Origin of the sequence: Mesorhizobium sp. 1B3 (assembly GCF_050958605.1) — a bacterium.
Taxonomy (GTDB): Bacteria; Pseudomonadota; Alphaproteobacteria; order Rhizobiales; family Rhizobiaceae.
The window spans coordinates 290,396-313,310 of the sequence record NZ_JBJHDO010000003.1 but is presented as its reverse complement, the minus strand read 5'-3'; the positions used below and the strand labels follow the sequence as shown (position 1 = coordinate 313,310).

Sequence of the window (22,915 nt, the reverse complement as noted above, 5' to 3'; positions counted from 1 at the left end):
CATGGCTGAGCCGGCCGACAAATCCGCACCGATGATCCGCCACGCCAACAAGCGTGGGGCAGCGCGGTTGGCCGCCGTTCAGGCCCTTTATCAGATGGACGTTGCCGGAAGCGGCCTTCTGGAGATCACCGCCGAATACGAGACGTTCCGGCTCGGCAAGGAGGTTGACGGGGCTCTCTACCGGGAAGCCGATGCGCAATGGTTCCGTGCCATCCTCGCCGGCGTCGTAGAGAAACAGAAGACGGTCGACCCCTTGATCCGTCAGGCACTGACCGATGATTGGCCCCTGTCGCGTCTCGACTCCACCTTGCGCGCCATCTTGCGCGCCGGAGTCTACGAATTGATGGAACGCGACGATGTTCCCGTCGCTGTCATCGTCTCGGAATATGTCGATATTGCCAAGGCTTTTTACGCCGAGGACGAACCGAAACTCGTCAATGCCGTCCTCGATCGGGTCTCGCGCAGGGTGCGCGGGGAGGGGCGGGGAAAAGACGCGTCGTGAATCCGGCCGAGCGCGAGGCGCGCAGGACGGCGCTCATCCTGGCGTCCTCACAGGCGATCGTCGGTTCGGCATCGTCCATTTGCATGTCCATTGGCGGCCTCGCGGGTTACTTCCTGCTCGCGACCGACAAGTCGCTGGCGACAGCTCCTGTGACCGGCTTCAATGTCGGCGTGGCGCTCGGCGCACTGCCGGCCGCCGCCTTGATCCGCCGTGCCGGGGCCCGCGGCGGCTTCATGCTGGGAACGCTGGTCACCGCCGTCGGGGGCGCGCTTGCGACCTGGGCTCTGTTCCAAGACCTCTTCTGGCCCTTCGTGGCGGGGCTCCTCGTCGTGGGATGCGGAGGAGCCTTCGTGCAGCAATTGCGCTTCGCCGCTGCCGACAATGCTCCGTCAGCCTTCAAGGCCAGGGCGATCTCCTTCGTCATGGCGGGTGGCGTGGTGACCGCCATTCTCGGGCCTCAGATCGTCATCTTCACGCATGATCTCTTCGCACCAGTGCCGTTCGCCGGATCTTTCGCCGCGATTGTCGTGCTTGCGGCGATCGGCGCGGCGGTTCTGTCCCTGCTGCGCGAACGCCATGGCAGCGCGCATGCCGCCGCGGCGGATGCCGCTCCGCCGCGCTCGCTGGTCGCGATCGTGGCCCAACCGCGTTTCCTGGTAGGGCTCCTTTGCGGCGTGGGTTCCTTTGCGCTGATGTCCTTCGTGATGACGGGAGCGCCGCTTGCCATGGTCGGTTGCGGTTTCTCGGCCGAGGAAGCCACTCTCGGCATCTCCTGGCATGTGATGGCCATGTTCGGGCCGAGCTTCTTCACCGGGCGCCTTATCCACCGCTTCGGAGCGGAACGCATCGTCGCGCTGGGATTGGTCCTTCTGCTCGGATGCGCCGTCGTCGCCCTGACAGGCATAGCGCTCTGGCAGTTCTGGACCGCGCTCATCCTTTTGGGGCTCGGCTGGAATTTCGGCTTCATCGGCGCCACTGCGATGGTCGCCGACACATACCGCCTTGTGGAAAAGGGCAAGGCGCAAGGGTTCCACGACTTCGTTCTCTTCGGCTCGGTCGCCTTTGCGTCGTTGATGGCCGGTATGGTCTACAACAGTTGGGGCTGGAACATGCTCAACTGGATCGTGTTCCCCGTCGCGCTTCTGTGTCTTAGCGCACTCGGGCTGCTGATGGCACGCCGGCGGCCCGCTTACGCGGCCTGATTGTCAGGATGAAGCAGTAGCGCGTCTGTTACGGCTTGTAGCCGGCCTGTCTCTGCTGCATTTTCGTCCCCGGACGGCCTGTCGCCGGCCGTGTCGCGCTGGGAAAAGTTTCCGCAGCCGCGGCTTCATATGAAACCGGATGCCCCGACGCCGCGTTTGGCATGTGCTGATATGCGCCCGCTGGAATCCAGTTCTCGAAGGGGGAAGCTCATGAAACCGATCGGACGTCTTCTCGGCGCGGGCATCGCGCTGGTCCTTGCCACGGCCGCTGCCGACGCGCAGGTCGTCGTGTCTTCGAAGATCGATACGGAAGGCGGTGTGCTGGGCCACATCATCCAGGCCGTCCTCAACGCCAACGACATCGCCACGACGGATCGCATCCAGCTCGGCGCCACGCCGGTCGTACGCAAGGCGATCATCGCCGGTGAAATCGACATCTACCCGGAATATACCGGCAATGCGGGTTTCTTCTTCGAGAAGGCTGACGACCCGGTATGGAAGGATGCCGTCAAGGGGTTCGAACTGGCCAAACAGCTCGATTACGACGCCAACAAGATCGTGTGGCTGTCGCCCGCGCCGGCCAACAACACCTGGGCCATCGCCTTGCGTAAGGACGTGGCGGAAGAGAACAAGCTCGTGTCCCTGTCGGATTTCGGCAAGTACGTCGCCGGCGGCGGCACGGTCGTGCTCGCCGCGTCGTCCGAATTCGTGAACTCGGCCGCGGCGCTTCCCGCGTTCCAGACGATTTACGGCTTCACGCTGAAGCCGGAGCAACTGATCACGTTGTCCGGGGGTGATACCGCCGCGACGATCGCCGCGGCCGCCAACCAGACGAATGGCGCCAATGCCGCGATGGTCTACGGCACCGACGGCGGCATCGCTCCTTCGGGGCTCGTCGTCCTTGAAGACGACAAGGCTGTGCAGCCGGTCTATCAACCGGCTCCGATCATCCGGGAGGCCGTGCTGAAGGAGCATCCCGAGATCGAGCAGATTCTCAAACCCGTCTTCGACAAGCTCGACCTTGTGACGCTCCAGGAGCTCAACGGCCGTGTCCAGGTCGGTGGCGAGCCCGCCAAGGGTGTCGCCGAAGATTTTTTGAAGAAAAACGGCTTCTTGAAGTAAGCTCTTCCGGCCGGCCGGAAATCCAGCCCTTGAGGGGACGTTGACGAAACGCGTGGACAAGCTCGGCGTCGCCATTGCCGCGATCGCCGCAGCGGGAGCTTTCTATGCGCCCCTGGCCGTCTTTCGCGCCAATCGCATTGTCGCCGGCGAGCCGCGTTCCATTCTGGAAGCCCTGCCGGTCGCGTGGGCTTGGCTGCTGCTGGCCGTCGTGGTCGGGGCGGCTCTGATGGCAGTGCTGCGGACGCCCGTCCGACTGAGATTGGGGACGGCCTTGGTCGTGCTCGTCGCTCTCTCACTGGCACTGGGCACGGCCGGTCGATATCTCACGCCGGAAGGCAATACGTTCGCCCGCGTCTCGCCGGGGTCCGGCTTCTGGCTGCTCGTCTTCGCTTTCACACTGATGCTGGCCGACGCATTGACCAGGCTCAGGCTTTCGCCGGCCGGACGTGTCGGCGTGCTCGCCGTGGCGGCGGGTGCCATGGCACTGCTTCTCATGTCCGGAACGTGGGATTCCCTTTCGATCCTCAAGGAATATGCCAACCGCGCCGACAGCTTCTGGTCGGAAGCGGGCCGCCATGTAACCTTGGCGCTGGGATCGCTCGTGTCGGCCGTCGCCGTCGGCATTCCGGTTGGCATCCTGTGCCATCGTGTCCGCTCCATCCGCGAACCGATCCTGAACGTGCTCAACATCATCCAGACCATCCCGTCGATCGCGCTGTTCGGTATTCTCATCGCTCCGCTCGGCTGGATCGCCGCCAATGTTCCAGGCGCCGCCGCGATCGGGATTCGTGGAATCGGCGTAGCCCCCGCCTTCATTGCGCTGTTCCTCTATTCGTTGTTGCCGATGGTAGCCAATACCGTGGTAGGGCTAGCGGGGGTGCCTCAGGCCGCCAACGATGCGGCACGCGGCATGGGCATGACCGACCGGCAGCGCCTGTTCGGTATCGAGTTTCCGCTCGCTTTTCCGGTGATCCTTACCGGCATCCGCATCGTCCTCGTGCAGAATATCGGCCTGGCGACAGTCGCCGCGCTGATCGGCGGCGGCGGCTTCGGCGTCTTCGTCTTCCAGGGGATCGGCCAGACGGCGATGGACCTCGTTCTGCTCGGGGCTGTTCCGACGGTGGCGCTGGCCTTCGCCGCCGCGATCATCCTCGACGCCCTCGTGGAAATCTCCTCTGGGCCAGGAAGGACGGGAGCAACCTCATGATCGAGATCGAGAGCGTCTCCAAACGCTATGGCGACACCACCGTCGTCGACGACGTATCCTTTACCGTGGAACCGCACACGATGACGACGGTGGTGGGCACGTCGGGATCGGGCAAGACGACGCTTCTGCGGATGATCAACAGGCTGGTCGAGCCGACGTCTGGTGTCATCAAGCTGGACGGCGTCGACAACCGCTCCATGCCGGGCCACGAGCTTCGTCGCCGGATCGGCTACGCGATCCAGGGGCACGGGCTCTTCCCCCATCGCACCGTTGCCCAGAACATCGGCACCGTGCCCGGGCTGCTGGGCTGGGAGCCGCAGCGCATCGCGGCGCGGGTCGAGGAGCTTATGGAACTCTTCCAGCTCGATCCCGGTGAATTCGGCCATCGCTACCCGCATGAGCTCTCGGGCGGTCAGCAACAGCGCGTCGGTGTCGCGCGCGCACTGGCGGCCGAGCCGAACGTGCTGCTCATGGACGAGCCGTTCGGGGCGCTCGATCCGATCATCAGGTCCAAAGCGCAGGAGGACCTTCTTGCCATCCAGCGCCGCTTCGGCACGACGATCATCCTCGTCACGCACGACATGGAGGAGGCGATCCATCTTGGCGGCAGGATCGCGGTGATGGACGGCGGGCGGCTGCTGCAATATGCGGCGCCGGCCAATATTCTTGCCCGCCCTGCCAACGAGTTCGTCGAACATCTCGTGGGAGCCGGCGACCGCGCGTTCCGGCTGCTGTCGATCGGGCGCGTCGGAGACGTGGTCGAGCCCGGCAGCGCGGAGGGAAAGGCCATGCCGGCCGAAGCCAGCCAGCGGGATGCGCTGGACGAACTGCTGTGGTCCGGCCGGGCGGCCCTGCCGGTCGTGGCCGCCGATGGAAGCGCGCTGGGCCGCGTCACGGTCGGCACTCTCGTCAGGCGGGCGGCGAGGCCTGTATGATCCGTTTCCTGCCTATCGGGCTGCGGCTCGTTGCTTTTGCTCTTCTCGTCGCTTTCGTGACCAATCCCGACTGGTTCGCGCCTCTGTTTCGGCCGCTCACACAGAACAATGCGCCGGCCATCTATAACCAGGGAAGCCTGCTCGGCCTGACGCTTCAGCATCTGAGAACGGTGGCGATCGCGACGGTCGCCGCGACAGCCGTTGCCGTCGCGCTGGCCGTGCTCGTCACCCGGCCGATCGGTGCCGAATTCCTGCCGCTGTCGCGCAGCCTCGTGAATATCGGCCAGACCTTTCCGCCCGTCGCCGTGCTGGCGCTGGCTGTGCCCGCGGTGGGGTTCGGAGAGAAGCCCACGCTGATCGCGCTCTTTCTCTATGGGCTGCTGCCGATCTTCGAGAATGCACTGACGGGGCTGACCACGCTGCCGCCATCCGTGCTGGAGGCCGCTCGCGGCGTGGGCATGACCGGATGGCAACGGCTGGCCAGGGTCGAGTTGCCGCTCGCCGTTCCCGTCATTCTCGCCGGCATCCGGCTCTCCGTCGTCATCAGCCTGGCCACGGCGACCATCGGATCCACGGTCGCGGCCAAAACCTTGGGCGAGGTCATCATCGCCGGGCTTCAGTCCAACAATCTTGCATTCGTGCTGCAGGGTGGGCTGATCGTGGCCGCGCTCGCGGTTCTGATCTACGACGCGCTGACCGCTCTCGAACGAATCGCCGCCCGACGCACCGGGCGTCTCTCGCCCGCGGGATGATGCCTTTACCGATTCCTTTTCGGTAACCCATTGGCGGCGAAATCACGGCCAAAAATTAACAAAACCTTGACGCTCCCAAGCCCGGTTCGTTAAGCCGCTAGTAGGCCGGATTCTGTCCAACGACCGGCCTTTCCCAATGGCCCGGGGAGGGGTTCTATTCGGGTCGCAATCGAGGAAATCCGCAATGACTATGCTTTACGTCGTCATTCTCTGCGGGCTGCTATCTGTCCTATACGCTATTTGGGCGACACGGTCGGTCCTCGCTGCCGATCAGGGCAATGCACGCATGCAGGAAATTTCTGCCGCCATCCGTGAGGGTGCGCAGGCCTATCTCGCGCGCCAATACACCACGATCGCCATCGTCGGCGTCGTCGTTTTCCTTCTCGCCTGGTGGCTGCTTTCCAGCACCGCAGCGGTCGGTTTCCTGATTGGCGCCGTCCTTTCCGGCGCCGCCGGCTTCATCGGCATGCATGTGTCGGTCCGCGCCAATGTGCGCACCGCCCAGGCTGCGTCGAACAGTTTGGCGGCCGGTCTCGACATCGCCTTCAAGTCGGGCGCGATCACCGGCCTGCTGGTGGCCGGTCTCGCGCTGCTCGGCGTCTCGGTCTACTACTGGGTTCTCATCGGCCCGCTCGGCTATCAGCCGGCTGACCGCTCCGTTATCGACGCGCTCGTGGCTCTCGGCTTCGGTGCTTCGCTGATTTCCATCTTCGCCCGCCTCGGCGGCGGTATTTTCACCAAAGGCGCCGACGTGGGCGGCGATCTCGTCGGCAAGGTGGAGGCCGGCATTCCGGAGGATGACCCGCGCAACCCGGCCACCATCGCCGACAATGTCGGCGACAATGTCGGCGACTGCGCCGGCATGGCGGCCGACCTCTTCGAGACCTATGCGGTGACAGTCGTCGCCACCATGGTGCTGAGCGCCATCTTCTTCGGCGGAACCGCTGTGCTCGGCAGCGTCATGCTTTACCCGCTGGCGATCTGTGCGGTCTGCATCATCACGTCGATCATCGGTACTTTTTTCGTCAAGCTGGGCGCCAACGGCTCGATCATGGGCGCCCTCTACAAGGGGCTGATCGTCACCGGCCTCCTGTCGGTCGTCGGCCTGTGGATTGCAACCCAGCTTACCATCGGCTGGGGCGAGATCGGAACGGCGGGCGGCATCCCCGTCACCGGCACCAATCTCTTCGTCTGCGGCCTGATCGGCCTGCTGGTGACGGCACTTATCGTCGTCATAACGGAGTACTATACCGGCACAGGCAAGCGTCCGGTCGTCTCGATCGCTCAGGCTTCGGTCACCGGCCACGGCACCAACGTCATCCAGGGCCTTGCGGTCTCCCTTGAGGCGACCGCTCTTCCGGCGATCGTCATCGTCGGCGGCATCATTGCGACCTTCCAGCTTGCGGGCTTGTTCGGCACGGCGATCGCCGTGACCACCATGCTCGGTCTCGCCGGCATGATCGTCGCGCTCGACGCCTTCGGCCCGGTCACCGATAATGCCGGCGGCATCGCTGAAATGTCGGGCCTGCCGAAGGAAGTGCGCCAGTCGACCGACGCGCTGGACGCGGTCGGTAACACGACCAAGGCTGTCACGAAGGGTTATGCGATCGGCTCGGCCGGCCTCGGCGCGCTGGTGCTGTTCGCAGCCTACAGCTACGACCTGCAATATTTCGCGGCCAACAGCCAACAGTTTCCGTATTTCGCGGATCTGGGCACTGTATCCTTCGATCTGTCCAACCCCTACGTGGTTGCCGGGCTGATCTTCGGCGGGCTGATTCCCTACCTGTTCGGCGGCATCGCAATGACGGCGGTCGGTCGCGCAGCGGGATCGATCGTCGAGGAGGTGCGCAAGCAGTTCCGCGAGAAACCCGGCATCATGCAGGGCAAGGATCGTCCCGACTATGCGCGCGCCGTCGATCTGCTCACCAAGGCGGCGATCCGCGAGATGATCGTGCCGTCGCTCTTGCCGGTGCTCGCGCCGCTGGTCGTCTATTTCGGCGTACTGCTGATCTCCGGCTCCAAGGCGTCGGCATTCGCCGCGCTGGGCGCCTCTCTGCTCGGCGTCATCGTCAACGGACTGTTCGTCGCGATCTCCATGACTTCGGGCGGCGGTGCCTGGGACAATGCCAAGAAGTCGTTCGAGGACGGCTTCGTCGACAAGGACGGCGTGAAGCACATGAAGGGTTCCGAAGCGCACAAGGCCTCGGTAACCGGCGACACCGTCGGCGATCCCTACAAGGACACGGCGGGTCCGGCGGTGAACCCGGCGATCAAGATCACAAACATCGTGGCTCTGCTGCTCCTGGCCGTGCTCGCGCACTCCGCCTGATGGAGAATTTGCGGCCGTAGCCGACAAAAGAAAACCGCGGGAGCGATCCCGCGGTTTTCTTGTCTATGGTCCTTGATGGTCCGGCCGATCAGCCGCCGCCGCCGAAGATATTGCGCGCGGCCGAGGCGCCCGTGCTGGATGCGCCGGCCAGCAACTGGCCGATGAAGCTCTGGTCCTTGCCGCCGGTCGGCGTGGTGCGCGACACGAAATCGAAGATCTTGCCGTCCTGCAGACCGTAATGGGCGATCTGCGTCACGCGGCCATCCTCACCGAAATAGACGGCGAGGACGCGCTGGTCGACTATCCTGGGATTCATGAAAGCGACCCTGCGAACGCGGGTCTGCGAGATGTAATAGAACACCTCATTGTCGAAAGTCGCCGTCGTCGACGGCGTGCCGAGCGCCAGCAGCACCTGCTCGCGACTCGAGCCGACCGGGACGAGATCGATCTGCTCCTGATCGATTACATAACCCTGGGTCAGAGTCTCGCTCGGGTTGAGAGTGCTCGACGCGCTGCAGGCGGAGAGCGCGGCCCCGGCGGCGAGCATCAGGACGGATGCGCGCGCGATCCTCTTTCCCGAGGTCTTGAAATCCTGCGAAAGCAATAACAATTCCCTCTCACCCCTATCGAACAGCGGCTTGCCGCTCAAGCGGCAGAAGCGGTAAACCAGCTTTTGCGCCGATGCAACCTGACTACCCCCGATAAACGGTTCCAAGGAGGCCGCCCGGCATGTTGAAACGTCTGTTCGGACGCCGAAGCTCGGCGAACCGCATCATAGTCGACAGCCTCTATGCCAAAATCGTGGCGGCGGCACGGCAGCCGGAGCTATATTCGGAGTGGCACGTGCCGGACACGCCGCTCGGCCGCTTCGAAATGGTCGGGCTCCATCTTTTCCTGCTCCTTCACCGGGTGCGTGGCGAGACGGGTGCGATTCGCGATGTGGCACAGGAACTGACCGATGAGTTTTTCCGCGACGTGGAGCACTCGATCCGAGAACTGGGAATCAGCGACCCCGGCGTACCCAAGCGCATGAAGAAACTCGCCCGCATGTTTTACGGCCGCGTCGTTTCCTACGGCGATGCGATCGACGCGGACGACCGTCAGGCCTTGGCGGAGGCCATTGCCCGGAACGTGCGGCCGGATGTCGATGGCTGGCCTGAAGCCGACCGGCTGACCGCATATGTGATCACGGCAGCCCAGGGTCTTGCCGCCCTGACCATAGACGCCATTTTGCAGGGCAGCGCCGAATTTCCCTCGCCGCTGTCCGTTCCAGGGGAAAGGAGCGCGTGATGGAAACGAAGAGCCCGGTTTCATTTCTGGCCCATGTCGCTCGCCTGCCCCAAAAGGGCATGCCTGTTGTCATCGAGGCCGACGAAAAAGAACGCGCGGCGCTGGCTGCCGCGCACGACCTGCTGGAGGTCAAGAACTATCGTGCCGAGCTCTTGGTTGCGCCATGGAAGCGTCATGGCGTCAAAGTCTCTGGAAACGTCAAGGCAGACGTCGTCCAGGAATGCGTCGTGACGCTAGACCCGATCGAGAATCACATCGAGGAGGAAATTGAAGGCGTCTTCCTTCCCGAGGATTCCAAGCTGGGGCGCAAGGGCTTCCCTGACCACGGAGGCGAGATCGTCCTGGATGCTGAAGGACCGGATAGTCCGGAGACCTTCACGGGGGACACGATCGACCTCGGTGCTTTTGCCGAGGAATTCTTCGGGCTGGGCATCGATCCCTATCCGCGCAAGGCCGGCGCGGTAGTCGAGGCGGAAAACGAACCGGAGATCGAGGAAGGCCCGTTGCAGGAAAAGCTCAGGCAACTGAAGCTGAAATCCTGAAAAGCATCCATTGAGGCGAAAAAAGCCGGTTGTGTCGAAGTCCAAAACGGCTATTTTCGCCCGGCTTCCGAAACCCGGCCGAAGTCCGGGACCAAACGAGATGACAGCTTCGTGATACGTATTTCCATTGACGCCATGGGCGGTGACCACGGCCCGAACGTGACGATACCGGCGCTGGCGAAGGTGGCTGAGCGACGCGGCGACGTGCGTTTCCTGGTCTATGGCCGCGAGGAGCAGGTCCGCCCGGCGCTTGCCAAGTTCGATAAACTCGCATCGGTCACCGAGTTTCATCACTGCGAGGTGGCGGTCAGGATGGACGACAAGCCGAGCCAGGCGTTGCGCCAGGGCCGTTGGAAGTCCTCGATGTGGAAAGCGATCGAAGCCGTCAAGAGCGGCGAGGCCGATGTCTGCATCTCCGCGGGCAACACCGGCGCGCTCATGGCAATGTCGAAATTCTGCCTGCGGACCATGGCTACCATCGAGCGTCCCGCGATCGCGGCGATCTGGCCGACCGTCCGGGGCGAAAGCATTGTGCTCGATGTCGGGGCGACGATCGGTGCCGATGCGCACCAGCTGGTGGACTTTTCGATTCTGGGCGCCGCCATGGCGCGAGCCCTGCTCGAGACCGATCGCCCCACAGTCGGCCTGCTCAATGTCGGCGTGGAAGAGATCAAGGGCCAGGAAGAGGTCAAGGATGCCGGGCGCATCCTGCGCGAAACCAATCTGAAATCGATGGATTACCGAGGTTTCGTCGAAGGCGACGATATCGGCAAGGGAACCGTCGATGTGGTCGTGACGGAAGGCTTCGCCGGCAACATCGCGTTGAAGACGGCCGAGGGGACGGCCCGACAGATCGGGGAATATCTGAAATCGGCGATGAGTCGCACGCTGATGGCCAAGATCGGCTACGTCTTCGCCAAGGGCGCCTTCGACTTGCTGCGCGAGAAGATGGATGTCCGCAAGTCGAACGGCGGGGTCTTTCTCGGCCTCAACGGCATCGTGGTTAAGAGCCATGGCGGAACCGACGCGGAAGGGTTCATGGCGGCGGTGGAATTGGGCTATGATATGGTTCGCAACCGGTTGATCGAAAAGATCAAATCGGACCTCGATCAGTTCCATGCCCGGTTGCCGCAGGTGGCGCGTCCATTGCCCGCGGCTGACGACAACATTTAGGGGCTGAAATGATACGATCGGTTGTGCGCGGCATCGGATCGGCGCTGCCGCGCCGCATTATGAAGAATACCGATTTCGAAGGTATCGTCGACACGACCGACGAATGGATCGTGCAGCGTACGGGAATCCGCCAGCGTCACATCGCTGCGGAGGACGAGACCACGGCCTCGCTTGGGGAGGCGGCGGCTCGAGCCGCCCTCGATGCAGCCGGGCTGACGCCGGCCGATATCGATCTGGTCCTGCTCGCCACCTCGACGCCCAACAACACTTTCCCAGCCACGGCGGTGGAAATCCAGCAGCGGCTCGGCATGCGCCATGGCTTCGCCTTCGACATGCAGGCGGTCTGCAGCGGTTTCGTCTACGCGGTCACGACAGCCGATCTCTATCTGCGCGGCGGAATGGCCAGGCGGGTCCTGCTGATCGGCTCCGAGACCTTCTCGCGTATTCTCGACTGGAACGACCGCTCCACCTGTGTCCTGTTCGGCGACGGTGCAGGTGCCATCGTCCTGGAGGCTGCAGAGGGGCAGGGGACCATAGCCGACCGAGGAGTCCTTGCCAGCAGCCTGCGCTCGGACGGGACGTTCAAAGACAAGCTCTTCGTCGATGGCGGACCGTCGACGACCGGCACCGTCGGACATCTGCGCATGGAGGGCCGGGAGGTCTTCAAGCATGCCGTCGGAATGATCACCGACGTGATCGAGGCCACTTACACCCAGGCCGGCATAACGTCGGAGGATCTGGATTGGTTCGTTCCCCACCAGGCCAATAGGCGTATCATCGACGCCTCGGCGAAGAAGCTCGGCATTGCCGAGGAAAAGGTCGTGGTCACCGTCGACCGGCACGGCAACACCTCGGCCGCCTCGGTGCCGCTGGCTTTGTCGGTCGCCGTTGCCGACGGTCGCATCAAGAAGGGCGATCTCGTCCTGCTCGAGGCTATGGGTGGCGGCTTCACCTGGGGTGCCGTACTCGTGAGGTGGTAGGCGATGCTGTCGGAGCGCTTGGGGCCGGAACAACCCGCGACCGACAAGGCCATGTGATATCGCTTGGCCTTCGACCCTGCCGTAGAAAGGCGCCCGAAGGGTTCTTGACCTAGACGAACCAATTACTTAACGTCGCTGCTGTTTGTATCGCTGTCGGTTTTGAGGATGGTTGGACGTTCGCATGGGGGGAAAAACACTTACGCGCGCCGACCTTGCGGAAGCCGTCTATCGAAAGGTCGGTCTCTCTCGAACTGAATCCGCCGAACTGGTGGAAACCGTCCTCGACGAAATTTGCGAGGCGATCGTACGTGGCGAGACCGTGAAATTGTCCTCCTTCGCCACTTTCCACGTCCGTTCGAAGAACGAGCGTATCGGGCGCAATCCAAAGACGGGCGAGGAGGTGCCGATCCTTCCACGCCGAGTGATGACCTTCAAGGCGTCGAACGTCCTGAAAAGCCGTATCCTGCGGGCCCATCAGAGCAGCCGGAACAAAGGCGGCAAGTAGTCCCGCGCAAGGTTTTGCCGAATTGGCGGTTGACAAGTGCTGCGCCGATTGGCGTCGGGCTTGAATATTGCATTCCAAATCGCTGAAATAGGATACGAATCGGTCCTTTTGGAGCGAAATGGCCATGGACAAGAGCCCCGACGCGTTCCGGACGATCAGCGAAGTCGCCGAAGAGCTTGATCTGCCTCAGCACGTCCTGCGCTTCTGGGAAACGCGTTTTTCCCAGATAAAACCGATGAAGCGTGGCGGAGGACGTCGATATTATCGGCCCCAGGATATCGAACTGATCAAGGGCATCCGGCACATGCTTTATGATCAGGGATACACGATCAAGGGCGTGCAGAAGCTCCTGCGCGAGAATGGCAATCAGTTCCTGGTCGCAATCGGCAGCGGCGATGTGGCCGCGGTCGAGGCGATCGCCCAGCGCAAGCAGGCCGAGGCGCCGCCGCAGCTTACGCCGGCCGCTCAGCCACGCAGCCAGGACGACGAGATGCTCGTCGGCGAGCCAAAGGTAAAACCATCCCGTCGCTTCTTCGGCCTCGGCAAGACCGAAGATGAAGGTCCCATTCAGGCGGGGAACGGAAAGCTCTCGCGCGACAATCGCGCGCTTCTGCAGGAGGCTTTGTTCGACCTGCTGGAATGCAAGCGCCTACTCGACCAGGTGCGATAAAGCATGTCGCCCAACAGTGTGTAGCGGTTTTGGGTAAACGACATGCAAAAACAACAGCCTAGAGCATGTCGTGCGAATCCCAATTCGCGCGACATGCTTTAGGCCGGCTCCACTTGAACGAGAACGCGGCTCCGCAAACCGCTCAGTCGTCGTTGGAGGCGTTGAGGTCCTCGGGCCGCGTGCCCTCATCGACACTGGGCATGTAGCCATGCGCGATCGCCCAATCGCGGAAAGCGGCCCGCAGGGCTTGCGGACGCGTCATTTCGCCATGCTCCTTGGCGTAACGATCGAGCGCGGAAAGCAGATCCGGCTGCAGGCGTACGCCGACAAGCGAACTCGTTGCCGCAGGTTTCGGGGCCGGATCGCGATCGAAGGAGGTCTTTGAATCTGCCATGAAAAGAATGTTACCACCAAAGTCGATGCGACTGTAAGCCGGACCTATCCAACTGTTTTCTCGGCGGTTTGATGAGTTGCTGATCGTTGGCGCTCCAAGTGCTTGACGCCGCCACGTCACTGGACGGAGAGGCGTCGACGCGTGACTAGCGCCCTGCCACCCGATCGGCAGCAGCTCCTGCAAAAGCGCAAACCGATTGTTTCCGGCAGGCGGGTGATAATCTCCGGGAAGCGGCTTACCCGGCCAGCTTTATATGCTGGTTTTCCAGTATCCCGGTTATGTGTGCGAAGCTGACCAGGGCGAGCCGTGCCTCTTCGGTCGTGAGATGTCCGACCAGGGCCGCGTTACAGCCGTTGACGGCACATTGGAAAACCGGACCTCTTCGGGCTGCAGGCCATTGGTTCAGAAAGCCAAGGGCTTGCCGGACATCCTTGATTTCAACGATGCTATTACGGTGCCAAATGCGCACCGGCTCTACAAATTGCAGCCGCTCCATTGTTTCCTCCCGGGGCGTCCCGCGCGGCGGAACGCTATTAAACTCCAGGCTTGGCAAATGGTTCCATCCGCGACGCACGAGGCAGAGTCTTGTGAAACGTCCCACGCCGTAGCGACCGACGCATTCCCGACATCATGCTCGGTAAAATGTGGTAGCGGCTAAGATGTTGATATGGATAATGGTCGGAGCGGCGGGATTCGAACCCACGACCCCTTGACCCCCAGTCAAGTGCGCTACCGGGCTGCGCTACGCTCCGAACCGGGTGCTCTCTATCGTCTTATGCCACGAGCGGTCAACCGAATTCGTCGCCGGTAAGGTGAGGAAACTGATATGGCTGTGAAAAGAGCTCAGCCGGCAGGGCACATCCGGGCAGGGACGCCGATTCTGCTATGCGGGGCGGCCAGGACAAGCGCCCGCTGATGTTTTCTTTCCAGGGCGATGCCGCCCCAGACCAGACCGAGCAGCAGATAAAAATGCCGCCAATGGTCGGTGTCGATGACCGTGCCGAGCGCGACGTGGCCCACGAGCACGATATAGGCGCAGAGGAAGAAGGGCTGCCAGGGCCGGGACCGGAACAGGATCCGTGAGCCCGCAACCAGGGTCCAGCCGATCAGAATGGCGTAGCTGGCAAAGCCCAGCCAGCCATAGTCGAGCAGGGCTTTCAGCCAGATGTTGTGGGTATCCTCGCCATAGGTCTTGCCGAAGACGAGCGGACCAATTCCCAGCGGGTGCTCCATCGCCATGAGGAAACCTATGCCGTAGCGGGCGAACCGACCCAGCCGATCGCTGTCATAATCCTGGGCGAGCTGCGCGCGGGTCGTGAACATCTCGGCGACACCGGGCATCTGCAGCATGGCTAGCATGGCGACGATAAGCAGCGTGATGGCTACGATAGTCATGACGATGATGCGCAGCCGAAAAAAGCCGCTCGCGCTCTGTACGAACAGGCATCCGACAAGCAGTATGGCCGAGGCTGCGAACAGGCCCCAGGCGCCGCGGGAAAAGGAGAAGAAGATGCCCGCCGCGATGACCAGCAGGGGAAGGGCATAGAGCACCATTTTTGCAGGACTGCCTGTCAGAACGCGGTAGAGCAACCAGATGCCGGGCAGGGTCAGGAATGGCCCGAAGACGTTGGGGTCCTCGAAAGCGCCGGCGGCACGCTCGTAGCGCGTGAAGACACTGGTCCCGGGAAAGGCGTCAAAATAACCGACAATGCCGAGCGCGGCCGTGAACGTCGCAGCCGCCAGCCATGCGCCGAAGATGAGACGGTAGAGCGAGGGCTGGACCTCGATCACTGCAGCGAAGAAGACGGCGGTGAGGGCCAGGAACAACGACACCGCGAGATAAAGGGGCGTATTGTCGAGATCGGCCATCTGCGTCATCGAGATCATGCCGCCGATGTTGAAGAGGACCAGAAGAACGATAAGCGGCGCGACCGATCTCGATATGCGCAGCCCGAACAATGCCCACACCGCGATCAGCCCGGCCATATAGAGCTCGTAGGGGGCCGGCTCGTTGATGACGAAGCCTGACAGGAAAACGCCGAGCGAGACTGCCGCGCTGCTGATCAGAGCGACCAGCTTGGCATTCACAGCGTCGCGGGAGAGCTCGGCGGTGCTCAATAGGCGTTTTCCGTGTTGAGCAGGCGGATCGGTGTCAACAGCAGGATTTTGAGGTCGAACCAGAGCGACCAGTTCTCGATGTAGTAGAGATCGTATTCGGTGCGCATCCGGATCTTCTCGTCCGTATCGATCTCGCCGCGCCAGCCATTGATCTGGGCCCATCCCGTGACGCCCGGCTTCACCCGGTGCCGGGCGAAATATCCGTCGACCACTTCATAATAGAGCTTGTTGTGCGACTGGGCCGAAATGGCATGAGGGCGCGGGCCCACGAGGGACAGCGAGCCGAACAGCGCATTGAAGAACTGCGGCAATTCATCGATCGACGTCTTGCGGATGAAGCGACCCACACGGGTGACACGCGGATCGTTCTTGACGACCGCGCTTCTTGCCGTCGGGTCGGCCATTTCGGTGTACATCGAACGGAATTTGTAAACCTCGATGATCTCGTTGTTGAAGCCGTGACGCTTCTGGCGAAAGATCACCGGTCCCTTGCTGTCGAGCTTGATGGCGATCGCGGTCGCCAGCATCACCGGTGAGAAGACGATGATGCCGAACAGCGAGAAGAGGATGTCGAAGCAGCGCTTGGCGACCGAATCCCAGTTGTTGATCGGACGATCGAAGATATCGAGCATCGGCACCGAGCCGATGAAGGAGTAGGAGCGGGGCCGGAAACGCAGTTCGTTCGCGTGGGCCGATAGCCGGATGTCGACCGGCAGCACCCAGAGCTTCTTGAGAAGGGACAGGACGCGCGCTTCCGCCGTGACAGGCAGGCAGACGATCAGCATGTCGATGCGGGCGATCCGAGCGAATTCGATCAATTCGGTGACGTTGCCGAGCTTCGGATAGCCGGCGACGACAGGGGGGGACCTGCGGTCGTCCCGGTCGTCGAATATGCCGCATATCCGAATATCGTTATCGGCTTGGCGTTCGATCGATCGGATCAGCGTCTCGGCGGTCTTTCCTCCTCCGACCAGCACCGCCCGCCGCTCCATCCTGCCGTTGCGCGCCCAGCGCTTGACCATGCTGGCCAGGACGAGTCGCAAGCCGAAGAGGAGGAGGAACCCGGCAACGAACCACGCGCCGAACCAGAAGCGCGAGAAATCGGAAGAAACCTTCAGGAAGAAGCCGGCTACCGCGAAGAGAGCGAATGTGCCGGACCACATCAGGATCAGGCGGCCGGCATTGGCGAAAGGCCGTCTCAGCGCCGAAACCTGGTACAGGTCGGCCATTTCGAAGAGAATGACCGCCAGCAGCGACCCGCCGATGATGATCGCCGGATAGTGCCAGTAAAGGTGGGTGGCGAAGCCGACATAGAGGATGTAGAGCGCGACGCCGGCAAGCACGAGCAGGCCGAATTCCGCCAGTCTCAGGATGCCGCTGACCATGACCGGCGACATCGTGTCGTGTCGGTACTGCGCTGCCACCTGGCGCGCCACATCGTTGATCTGCCGAGGCGGGCTCTTGTAGTCGGATCCGTCCTGGAAATTGCGCACCGCTTCGACGGAAAAACGCTTTGTGGGGTCGATTTCGCTCATTGCGGCAGGTCTCGCGTCTTGGTTGAGGCCTAGCAGCAATGCGCTAAGAAACCCTTTCTCGGGAGGCGCGGGCCGACTGGCGCGCGAGGGCGGCGAAATAAGCCTGTTCGATGGCGCCGGCCATGACGTCGGCGCCAAAGCGGGACCGGAGCGTTTCGAGCCTCGGCATCGAGGCCTTGAAGGCGGCACGATCCTGGATCGCCGCAACCATGCGTCCGGCGATTTCACCGGCGTCGGGCCGGACCAGCGCCGGCGAGTCGTTGCCGAATATCTCGGGGATTCCGCCCACCTTGGTGGCAATTATCGGCTTGCCCGCAGCGAGCGCCTCCAGCACCACGTAAGGCATGGCCTCGGCACGGGAGGGAACCACCACGACCTCCGCCAGAGCGAAGGCCTCGCGCGCCGGCATGGATGGCAGAAAAGTCGCCTGCGCGGAGTTTCCGAACCTTCCGGCTTGTGCCTGGTAACGCGGTTTGTCCTCCCCGTCGCCAACCATCACGGCGCTCACCGGCCGGCCCAGGCGCGTGCCTGCTTCGGCGAGCGCATCGATGAAGATGTCGGGGCCCTTCAGGTCACGCATCATGCCGATATAAAGGAAGTCCGCGGCATTGGGCCTCGTGCCGACAGGATCGAATTCGCTTGCGTGCAGCCCGTTATAGATGAGGCTGTTCGGTGCTTTCGGCTCGCCGATCTTTCGCAGGAAGACGCGGCGTTCATATTCGGAGACGAAAAGCAGATGGTCGGTCACGCGCCCCATCAATCTTTCCAACGCGAAGAAGAACTTACCCATGGCGGTGGTCTCGTCATAGTGCAGACTGCCGCCATGAGCTGAATAGACGCGGGCCACGCGAGACCTGGAAACCCGCAACAGTGAGCCGAAGAGACGGGCATAGACACCACCCTTGGCGCCATGGCCGTGCAACACGTCCGGCTGCAATTCCTTGATGATCTTCAATGTCCGCCAGGCGGACGCTATATCGCCCGGCCCGACATGACGCTGCATGGGTGTGCGGCTGACGCCGAGCGCCAGCAGCGGCCTCAGCGTATCGAACAGCCGTTCCTCGAACATGCCACCCGTTGTGGAGTCGCAAACGATGCCGACGATGTGGCCGGCCGAGACCTGAGCTTCGGCCAGGTCGCGCACGTGCCGGAAGATCCCGCCGACAGGCGACCGGAAGCAATGGACGATGCGGAGCTTCCTGGTTGTCACGCGCGCCCCGGCCTATGTCAGAACAGCCGCTCGCGGACGTAGATCGTATCTCCTGGCAGGAGAGGATCGGACGTCACCACGCGTCCCGTCATCACCTTTCCGTTGATGTCGCGCGTGATGTCGACATTCGCCTGATTGGCGCGCGGCGAGAATCCGCCTGCCACGGCGACCGCTTTGTGGACGGTCATGCCCGGCACGTAGGAATATTGCCCGGCCGCGCCCACTTCGCCCATCACGAAGATCGGGCGGTAGCGGTCGATCTCGACGGATACGTCGGGATCGCGCAGATAGCCTTGGCGCAGCTTGTTTGCGATCTCGGCCTCGATCTGCTGGGTGGAGTAGCCGCGGGCCGCCACGGCGCCGACGAGCGGGAAGGCGATATAGCCGGACTGGTCGACGCTGTAAGTATTGCTGAGGTCCGGCTGCTCGAAGACCGTCACGCGGATCCTGTCGCCGGCGCCGAGACGATAAGGCTGGTCGATCACTTCGTGGAAAGCGGCCGGCGCCGGATGGTAACCCGAGCAGCCGGCGAGCAATGCGGCGGCGAGCACCGCTTGAAGGACGGGAAGCGTTCTTTTCATAGCCGAGCGCATACCTTGGAGAGCGGCCGAACCGGCGCAATTGGTGGTTGCTTCGTTATCACTCTGTTAGGGTTAATGGGCGGTAAAGCCCCCGCCGGCTGGGCTGCGTGTCATCGCGAACTTGGGCGCGTGGGACGGTTAACGGCTGAGTTACCATAGACGTTTACCCTGTTTCCGTGCCATGAGCGGAGTTGGGTGCATGTCTGGCGTTCACACCACCAGCGACGTCGATGTCGATCTCGGCAAGCTTTTTGCGAGCCTCGTCGAGAATTGGCGGCGCATCCTCACGGTGGCATTGATCGTGACAGGCATCGCCTTCATGCTCGCCTGGACGGCGACGCCCCGCTACAAGGCCGAGACACGTATTCTGATCGAGACGCGGGAGTCGGTCTTCACGCGGCCGGCCCCAGCCGGGGAGGGCAGCAATCCCGTCCTTGATGAGGAGGGGGTAACCAGCCAGGTGGAGGTCGTCGGCTCGACCGACATCCTGACGCAAGTCGCACGGAAGCTCCAGCTTTCCAAGCTGGCCGAATTCGACGAGGCTTCAAACTTGTCTCTCCTCGGGCGTTTGCTGGTGATAGCGGGCCTGAAGGCCGATCCCGGCGAGATCCCGCCGGAAGAGCGGGTTCTGAAGGCGTTTCGTGAAAGGCTCACGGTCTACCGGGTGGAGAGGTCACGCGTCATCGTGATCGAATTTTCCTCGCAGGATCCGAAGCTGGCGGCCGAAATTCCGAATGCGATCGCCGACGCCTATATCGCCGTGAGCCGGGACGCCAAGCTGCAGTCCAACGCCGACGCCACCGACTGGCTCGAACCGGAAATCGCCGACCTGACCGAGAGGGTAAAGGAGGCCGAAGCAAAGGTAGCGGCTTTTCGCTCGGAATCGGATCTGCTCGTGGGTCAGAACAACTCCGTCCTCGCCACCCAGCAACTTTCGGAACTGGCCAGCGAACTGTCGCGGGTGCGTGCAGCACGCGCAGCTGCCGACGCCAATGCCCAAAGCGTCCGTGCCGTTCTCGACGGCGGCGGTTCGCTGGAAGCCTTGCCCGACGTGCTTTCCTCGGGCCTCATCCAGCGTCTGCGCGAGCGGCAGGTGCAGTTGAAAGCCGACATTGCCGATCTTTCCACGACGCTTCTTGGCAATCACCCACGAATCCGGTCGTTGAATTCTCAGCTTGCCGACCTCGATCGGCAGATCCGCCAGGAGGCGGAGAAGATCCAGAAAGGCATGGAGACAGAGGCAAAGACCGCACAACTGCGTGAGCGGCAGCTCGTCGCCGATCTCAACACACTGAAAGCGGCGTCGGCCCGTGCCGGCGACCAGGAGGTCGAACTGCGGGCACTGGAGCGGGAAGCCGCGGCTCAGCGCGAGCTGCTGGAATCTTATCTTACCCGCTACCGTGAAGCGTCTTCGCGGAAGGAGCACAACTATCTGCCGGCCGACGCACGCATCTTCTCCCGTGCGATCGTTCCCGCCGAACCTTATTTCCCGAAGATCCTGCCGATCGTCGGCGCCGCCTTTGTTGGCTCGCTCCTGATAATGGCCGTGGTGACTTTGCTGCGCGAGTTGTTCAGCGGTCGCGCCATGCGTCCGGCCGCTGGCCTGGCCATCGAACCTGTCGGGCAGGTGCCCATGCCGGCGGCGCAAGCGCCGCTCGATGAGCCCGTCGTCGAGGTCCCCCTGACGTCCAAGGCCAAGCCCGAACTGCATCCCAATCTGGTGACACGGGAGCCGCCCACACCGATCCTCGGCGAGGTGTCCGTCGAACGCGCCGCGGAAAAGTTGATCGCGGGCGGGGCCACTCGGGCGATTTTCGTTTCTCCGGAGGGAGACGAAGCGGCGGCCGCTGCCGTGCTGGTCGCGCGCGAAGTCGCGGATGCCGGTTTGCGCGTGCTGTTGTTGGACCTGACGTCCTCGGCGGCCGCATCACGCCCGATGCTGGAAAGCGGAGTTTATCCGGGGATCACCAACCTGCTCGCTTCGGAAGCCCAGTTCACCGATGTCATCCACGCCGACCTCTATTCGGATTGCCATGTCATCCCTCCGGGCACAGCCGACCCGGTGCGGGCGATGCGGGCGGTCGATCGTCTGCCCATCATCATGAACTCGCTGACGACAGCCTATGACGTGGTCGTGGTGGAATGCGGTGTTGCCGACGCGGAAGCAATCCGCAGGCTGGTCTCGGCCGCGACGGAAGTGATGGTGAGCGTTCTGGAACCCACCGATCAGGCGATCGTGCTGGCCGCGGCGGATCTGGAGGCCGGCGGTTACGGCAAGCCGACCCTGGTGTCGCCGGCCGGCTACGAGCCGCCGTTTTCTCCGGTTCCCGATCGTTCGGCTGCATAACGAGCCGGGGATCAGCCCTGCTCGGAGCGGCTTCCTCTGCGTCTGCGCAGAGTCTGGGTAAGTCGCCAGGCCAGGCTGTTCTTCTTGATGAAGGCCTTCAAACGATTCTTCGCGCGCATCGCATGGACGAGAATCCTGCCGCCCATCGTCATCGGCACAAGCACGTCATAGTGGGTGATCTCGACGTCGCACCAGAGGCGCTTGTACGGTTCATCACCAACGCTGAAATCGTAAAGTGCCAAGCCATCCGCGCAGGCCCGCCGGATGTTGTCAAAGAAAAGGAAGTCGCCTGGGCTGAGGCGTGACAGCTCGTCCTCCCGGATCGCGCCGAATTCGCAGATCAGCCTGTCGTCGCAGCGGCTCGAACCAGTGACGGCGCGCAATTGGCCGGCCACTTCCAGGCCGTCGAGCACGAAGGGCGGCGTCTTCTCTGCAAGCGCATCGCCGAACAGCCTGTGGAAGAAACGACGCACCTCCGGGGTCGCAAAGACATCCGCCAGCCCCATCTTACGGAAGCGTTCCTGCTTCATCGAGAAAAAAGCTTCGAGGAACCGCGAGGCTTCGTCCGGTGTCGTCGCTGTGACGAAGCGGAAGCCGCCAGCGGCCTCGAACTTGCGGGATTGTGACCGGTTCTTCTTCCGCTTCCGTTTGCCGCTGGTGCGCTCCAGCAGCGCATCGAAGCCTCCGGAAAGATCGGTCGCAAGCGCCGGATTAGGGCTTTGCAGGTGTGGCAACGTCATCAACGGGTTCGTCCGGCCCTCGATAGTATCCGCCACGCGCTCAAGGGACAGAAGGTCGATGTCCGGCCGCTCTTTGCCGATCGAGGCGATCAGAATATCCAGGTCGGCACGGGAGAGGGGCGGAGCCGACGCTGCCAACGGACTGAAATTGCCGTTCGCATGATGCCCGCCCATGAACCGCGCGATATTGAAAGGCCCTCGGCGAACGATCTCGACCGCGAGCGCATAGGACGGCACACCCTGAAGGGAAAGCGTGGCGATGACGAAGTCTGGCTCGGTCTCCGCAATCCAGGCGCTCACCCATGCCGGGCTCTGGGCGGGCGAGAAGGTCGAGCAGCGTCCGAGGGCCTTGTAGGCTTCGAGCGCGGCGGCGGGTGTGCGATAAACAGCCGCGCTCGCGCGCGGCTGTTCCGCGGCTCTGTTCGCCACGGCGGCAATATTTCGTCCCGCCTCGTTCATGAAGCCGAAGATTAACAGCGAAAGGTGAAGGAAATATCGACCGAGGGTTTGCTTATCTTTTAGCCTTGGGCTCCGTCACCATCCATTTGATGATGAGCATGGCCGGCAATACCCACAACAGGCCGGACAGGAGGAAGAACAGCAAATGCACCACCGGGCCGGATTCGGCAAGCTGGGCGACCGCGATGATCGTCGCGAGCAGTGCATAGACGACGACCAGCACGACAAGCAGAATGGTTCCGATGAGTTTCTTGATACGAACGGGCATCTTTCTTCCTTTGCCGCTCTGGTACGAGTTTCCCGAAAGCGGCGCAACAGGCCG

At 62.7% G+C, this 22,915-nt stretch carries 23 protein-coding genes and 1 tRNA gene; 14 read left to right on the top strand and 10 right to left on the bottom strand.

Going from position 1 to position 22,915, the window contains the following annotated elements:
- The first annotated feature begins 1 nt into the window (after position 1).
- The 7 genes from nusB (at position 2) to ACCO56_RS10490 (ending at position 8,049) form a co-directional block, all read left to right on the top strand.
- Positions 2 to 502, top strand: coding sequence for a transcription antitermination factor NusB (gene nusB, locus ACCO56_RS10520; protein WP_433640348.1), 501 nt, complete (start codon positions 2 to 4; stop codon positions 500 to 502).
- Positions 499 to 1,704, top strand: coding sequence for an MFS transporter (locus ACCO56_RS10515; protein ID WP_433640346.1), 1,206 nt, complete (start codon positions 499 to 501; stop codon positions 1,702 to 1,704). Before nusB ends, ACCO56_RS10515 begins: the two co-directional genes overlap by 4 nt.
- 210 nt (positions 1,705 to 1,914) lie before the next feature.
- Complete coding sequence (osmF, locus tag ACCO56_RS10510) at positions 1,915 to 2,826, top strand: glycine betaine ABC transporter substrate-binding protein OsmF (RefSeq protein WP_433640344.1); 912 nt, start codon at positions 1,915 to 1,917, stop codon at positions 2,824 to 2,826.
- A 40-nt stretch (positions 2,827 to 2,866) separates the two neighbouring features.
- A complete protein-coding gene (locus ACCO56_RS10505) occupies positions 2,867 to 4,033 on the top strand; it encodes an ABC transporter permease (protein WP_433640342.1) in 1,167 nt (388 codons plus the stop codon).
- Positions 4,030 to 4,968, top strand: coding sequence for an ABC transporter ATP-binding protein (locus ACCO56_RS10500; RefSeq protein ID WP_433640340.1), 939 nt, complete (start codon positions 4,030 to 4,032; stop codon positions 4,966 to 4,968). The genes ACCO56_RS10505 and ACCO56_RS10500 overlap by 4 nt, the downstream gene beginning before the upstream one ends.
- Positions 4,965 to 5,720, top strand: a complete 756-nt coding sequence (locus ACCO56_RS10495; protein WP_433640338.1) for an ABC transporter permease — start codon at positions 4,965 to 4,967, stop codon at positions 5,718 to 5,720. The genes ACCO56_RS10500 and ACCO56_RS10495 overlap by 4 nt, the downstream gene beginning before the upstream one ends.
- Positions 5,721 to 5,904: 184 nt before the next feature.
- Entirely contained in the window at positions 5,905 to 8,049 is a 2,145-nt protein-coding gene (locus tag ACCO56_RS10490; protein WP_433640337.1) for a sodium-translocating pyrophosphatase, read from the top strand.
- Between the two features lie 88 nt (positions 8,050 to 8,137).
- Here the strand turns inward: ACCO56_RS10490 and ACCO56_RS10485 are convergent, their stop codons facing one another.
- A complete protein-coding gene (locus tag ACCO56_RS10485) occupies positions 8,138 to 8,596 on the bottom strand; it encodes an outer membrane protein assembly factor BamE (protein WP_433640881.1) in 459 nt (152 codons plus the stop codon).
- A 182-nt stretch (positions 8,597 to 8,778) separates the two neighbouring features.
- Here ACCO56_RS10485 and ACCO56_RS10480 point away from each other — a divergent pair, with 182 nt between their 5' ends.
- The 6 genes from ACCO56_RS10480 to ACCO56_RS10455 all read left to right on the top strand — a co-directional run bounded on the left by ACCO56_RS10480 (position 8,779) and on the right by ACCO56_RS10455 (position 13,209).
- Complete coding sequence (locus ACCO56_RS10480) at positions 8,779 to 9,339, top strand: ubiquinol-cytochrome C chaperone family protein (RefSeq protein ID WP_433640335.1); 561 nt, start codon at positions 8,779 to 8,781, stop codon at positions 9,337 to 9,339.
- Entirely contained in the window at positions 9,339 to 9,881 is a 543-nt protein-coding gene (locus tag ACCO56_RS10475; RefSeq protein ID WP_433640333.1) for a YceD family protein, read from the top strand. Before ACCO56_RS10480 ends, ACCO56_RS10475 begins: the two co-directional genes overlap by 1 nt.
- A 111-nt stretch (positions 9,882 to 9,992) precedes the next feature.
- A complete protein-coding gene (gene plsX / locus ACCO56_RS10470; RefSeq protein ID WP_433640331.1) occupies positions 9,993 to 11,054 on the top strand; it encodes a phosphate acyltransferase PlsX in 1,062 nt (353 codons plus the stop codon).
- A gap of 8 nt (positions 11,055 to 11,062) precedes the next feature.
- On the top strand, positions 11,063 to 12,034 hold the full coding sequence (locus ACCO56_RS10465) for a beta-ketoacyl-ACP synthase III (RefSeq protein ID WP_433640330.1): 972 nt from the start codon (positions 11,063 to 11,065) through the stop codon (positions 12,032 to 12,034).
- Positions 12,035 to 12,215: 181 nt separating this feature from the next.
- Complete coding sequence (locus tag ACCO56_RS10460) at positions 12,216 to 12,539, top strand: integration host factor subunit alpha (protein WP_433640328.1); 324 nt, start codon at positions 12,216 to 12,218, stop codon at positions 12,537 to 12,539.
- Between the two features lie 124 nt (positions 12,540 to 12,663).
- Positions 12,664 to 13,209 carry a MerR family transcriptional regulator gene (locus ACCO56_RS10455; RefSeq protein ID WP_433640326.1) on the top strand — a complete coding sequence of 182 codons (546 nt, stop codon included), beginning with the start codon at positions 12,664 to 12,666 and terminating at the stop codon, positions 13,207 to 13,209.
- Positions 13,210 to 13,351: 142 nt separating this feature from the next.
- Here the strand turns inward: ACCO56_RS10455 and ACCO56_RS10450 are convergent, their stop codons facing one another.
- The 7 genes from ACCO56_RS10450 to ACCO56_RS10420 form a co-directional block, all read right to left on the bottom strand.
- Complete coding sequence (locus ACCO56_RS10450) at positions 13,352 to 13,603, bottom strand: ribbon-helix-helix domain-containing protein (protein ID WP_433640325.1); 252 nt, start codon at positions 13,601 to 13,603, stop codon at positions 13,352 to 13,354.
- 235 nt (positions 13,604 to 13,838) lie between these two features.
- The gene (locus tag ACCO56_RS10445; RefSeq protein WP_433640324.1) at positions 13,839 to 14,099 is read right to left on the bottom strand and encodes a DUF982 domain-containing protein; all 261 of its coding nucleotides are present in this window, start codon (positions 14,097 to 14,099) and stop codon (positions 13,839 to 13,841) included.
- A 179-nt stretch (positions 14,100 to 14,278) separates the two neighbouring features.
- A tRNA-Pro gene (locus ACCO56_RS10440) sits at positions 14,279 to 14,355 on the bottom strand.
- A gap of 91 nt (positions 14,356 to 14,446) precedes the next feature.
- A complete protein-coding gene (locus tag ACCO56_RS10435) occupies positions 14,447 to 15,721 on the bottom strand; it encodes an O-antigen ligase family protein (RefSeq protein WP_433640322.1) in 1,275 nt (424 codons plus the stop codon).
- On the bottom strand, positions 15,718 to 17,256 hold the full coding sequence (locus tag ACCO56_RS10430) for an undecaprenyl-phosphate glucose phosphotransferase (protein ID WP_433640320.1): 1,539 nt from the start codon (positions 17,254 to 17,256) through the stop codon (positions 15,718 to 15,720). The genes ACCO56_RS10435 and ACCO56_RS10430 overlap by 4 nt, the downstream gene beginning before the upstream one ends.
- Positions 17,257 to 17,299: 43 nt before the next feature.
- The gene (locus ACCO56_RS10425; protein WP_433640879.1) at positions 17,300 to 18,400 is read right to left on the bottom strand and encodes a glycosyltransferase; all 1,101 of its coding nucleotides are present in this window, start codon (positions 18,398 to 18,400) and stop codon (positions 17,300 to 17,302) included.
- 83 nt (positions 18,401 to 18,483) lie between these two features.
- Entirely contained in the window at positions 18,484 to 19,047 is a 564-nt protein-coding gene (locus ACCO56_RS10420; RefSeq protein ID WP_433640318.1) for a polysaccharide biosynthesis/export family protein, read from the bottom strand.
- 199 nt (positions 19,048 to 19,246) lie between these two features.
- Between ACCO56_RS10420 and ACCO56_RS10415 the strand changes: the two genes are divergently transcribed.
- Positions 19,247 to 21,394 carry a GumC family protein gene (locus ACCO56_RS10415; protein ID WP_433640316.1) on the top strand — a complete coding sequence of 716 codons (2,148 nt, stop codon included), beginning with the start codon at positions 19,247 to 19,249 and terminating at the stop codon, positions 21,392 to 21,394.
- A gap of 11 nt (positions 21,395 to 21,405) precedes the next feature.
- Here the strand turns inward: ACCO56_RS10415 and ACCO56_RS10410 are convergent, their stop codons facing one another.
- Together ACCO56_RS10410 and ACCO56_RS10405 are read right to left on the bottom strand one after the other, a co-directional pair.
- Positions 21,406 to 22,563, bottom strand: a complete 1,158-nt coding sequence (locus ACCO56_RS10410; protein WP_433640315.1) for a GNAT family N-acetyltransferase — start codon at positions 22,561 to 22,563, stop codon at positions 21,406 to 21,408.
- An 82-nt stretch (positions 22,564 to 22,645) separates the two neighbouring features.
- Positions 22,646 to 22,861: a DUF2842 domain-containing protein gene (locus ACCO56_RS10405; protein ID WP_433640313.1), complete on the bottom strand. Its 216-nt coding sequence runs from the start codon at positions 22,859 to 22,861 to the stop codon at positions 22,646 to 22,648.
- Positions 22,862 to 22,915: the final 54 nt, after the last annotated feature.

Coding starts and splice junctions, on each gene's coding strand:
- nusB (WP_433640348.1), top strand. CDS start 2: ATGGCTGAGCCGGCCGACAAATCCGCACCGATGATCCGCCACGCCAAC.
- osmF (WP_433640344.1), top strand. CDS start 1,915: ATGAAACCGATCGGACGTCTTCTCGGCGCGGGCATCGCGCTGGTCCTT.
- ACCO56_RS10500 (WP_433640340.1), top strand. CDS start 4,030: ATGATCGAGATCGAGAGCGTCTCCAAACGCTATGGCGACACCACCGTC.
- ACCO56_RS10495 (WP_433640338.1), top strand. CDS start 4,965: ATGATCCGTTTCCTGCCTATCGGGCTGCGGCTCGTTGCTTTTGCTCTT.
- ACCO56_RS10490 (WP_433640337.1), top strand. CDS start 5,905: ATGACTATGCTTTACGTCGTCATTCTCTGCGGGCTGCTATCTGTCCTA.
- ACCO56_RS10485 (WP_433640881.1), bottom strand. CDS start 8,596: ATGCTCGCCGCCGGGGCCGCGCTCTCCGCCTGCAGCGCGTCGAGCACT.
- ACCO56_RS10480 (WP_433640335.1), top strand. CDS start 8,779: ATGTTGAAACGTCTGTTCGGACGCCGAAGCTCGGCGAACCGCATCATA.
- ACCO56_RS10475 (WP_433640333.1), top strand. CDS start 9,339: ATGGAAACGAAGAGCCCGGTTTCATTTCTGGCCCATGTCGCTCGCCTG.
- ACCO56_RS10465 (WP_433640330.1), top strand. CDS start 11,063: ATGATACGATCGGTTGTGCGCGGCATCGGATCGGCGCTGCCGCGCCGC.
- ACCO56_RS10460 (WP_433640328.1), top strand. CDS start 12,216: ATGGGGGGAAAAACACTTACGCGCGCCGACCTTGCGGAAGCCGTCTAT.
- ACCO56_RS10455 (WP_433640326.1), top strand. CDS start 12,664: ATGGACAAGAGCCCCGACGCGTTCCGGACGATCAGCGAAGTCGCCGAA.
- ACCO56_RS10450 (WP_433640325.1), bottom strand. CDS start 13,603: ATGGCAGATTCAAAGACCTCCTTCGATCGCGATCCGGCCCCGAAACCT.
- ACCO56_RS10445 (WP_433640324.1), bottom strand. CDS start 14,099: ATGGAGCGGCTGCAATTTGTAGAGCCGGTGCGCATTTGGCACCGTAAT.
- ACCO56_RS10430 (WP_433640320.1), bottom strand. CDS start 17,256: ATGAGCGAAATCGACCCCACAAAGCGTTTTTCCGTCGAAGCGGTGCGC.
- ACCO56_RS10420 (WP_433640318.1), bottom strand. CDS start 19,047: ATGAAAAGAACGCTTCCCGTCCTTCAAGCGGTGCTCGCCGCCGCATTG.
- ACCO56_RS10415 (WP_433640316.1), top strand. CDS start 19,247: ATGTCTGGCGTTCACACCACCAGCGACGTCGATGTCGATCTCGGCAAG.
- ACCO56_RS10405 (WP_433640313.1), bottom strand. CDS start 22,861: ATGCCCGTTCGTATCAAGAAACTCATCGGAACCATTCTGCTTGTCGTG.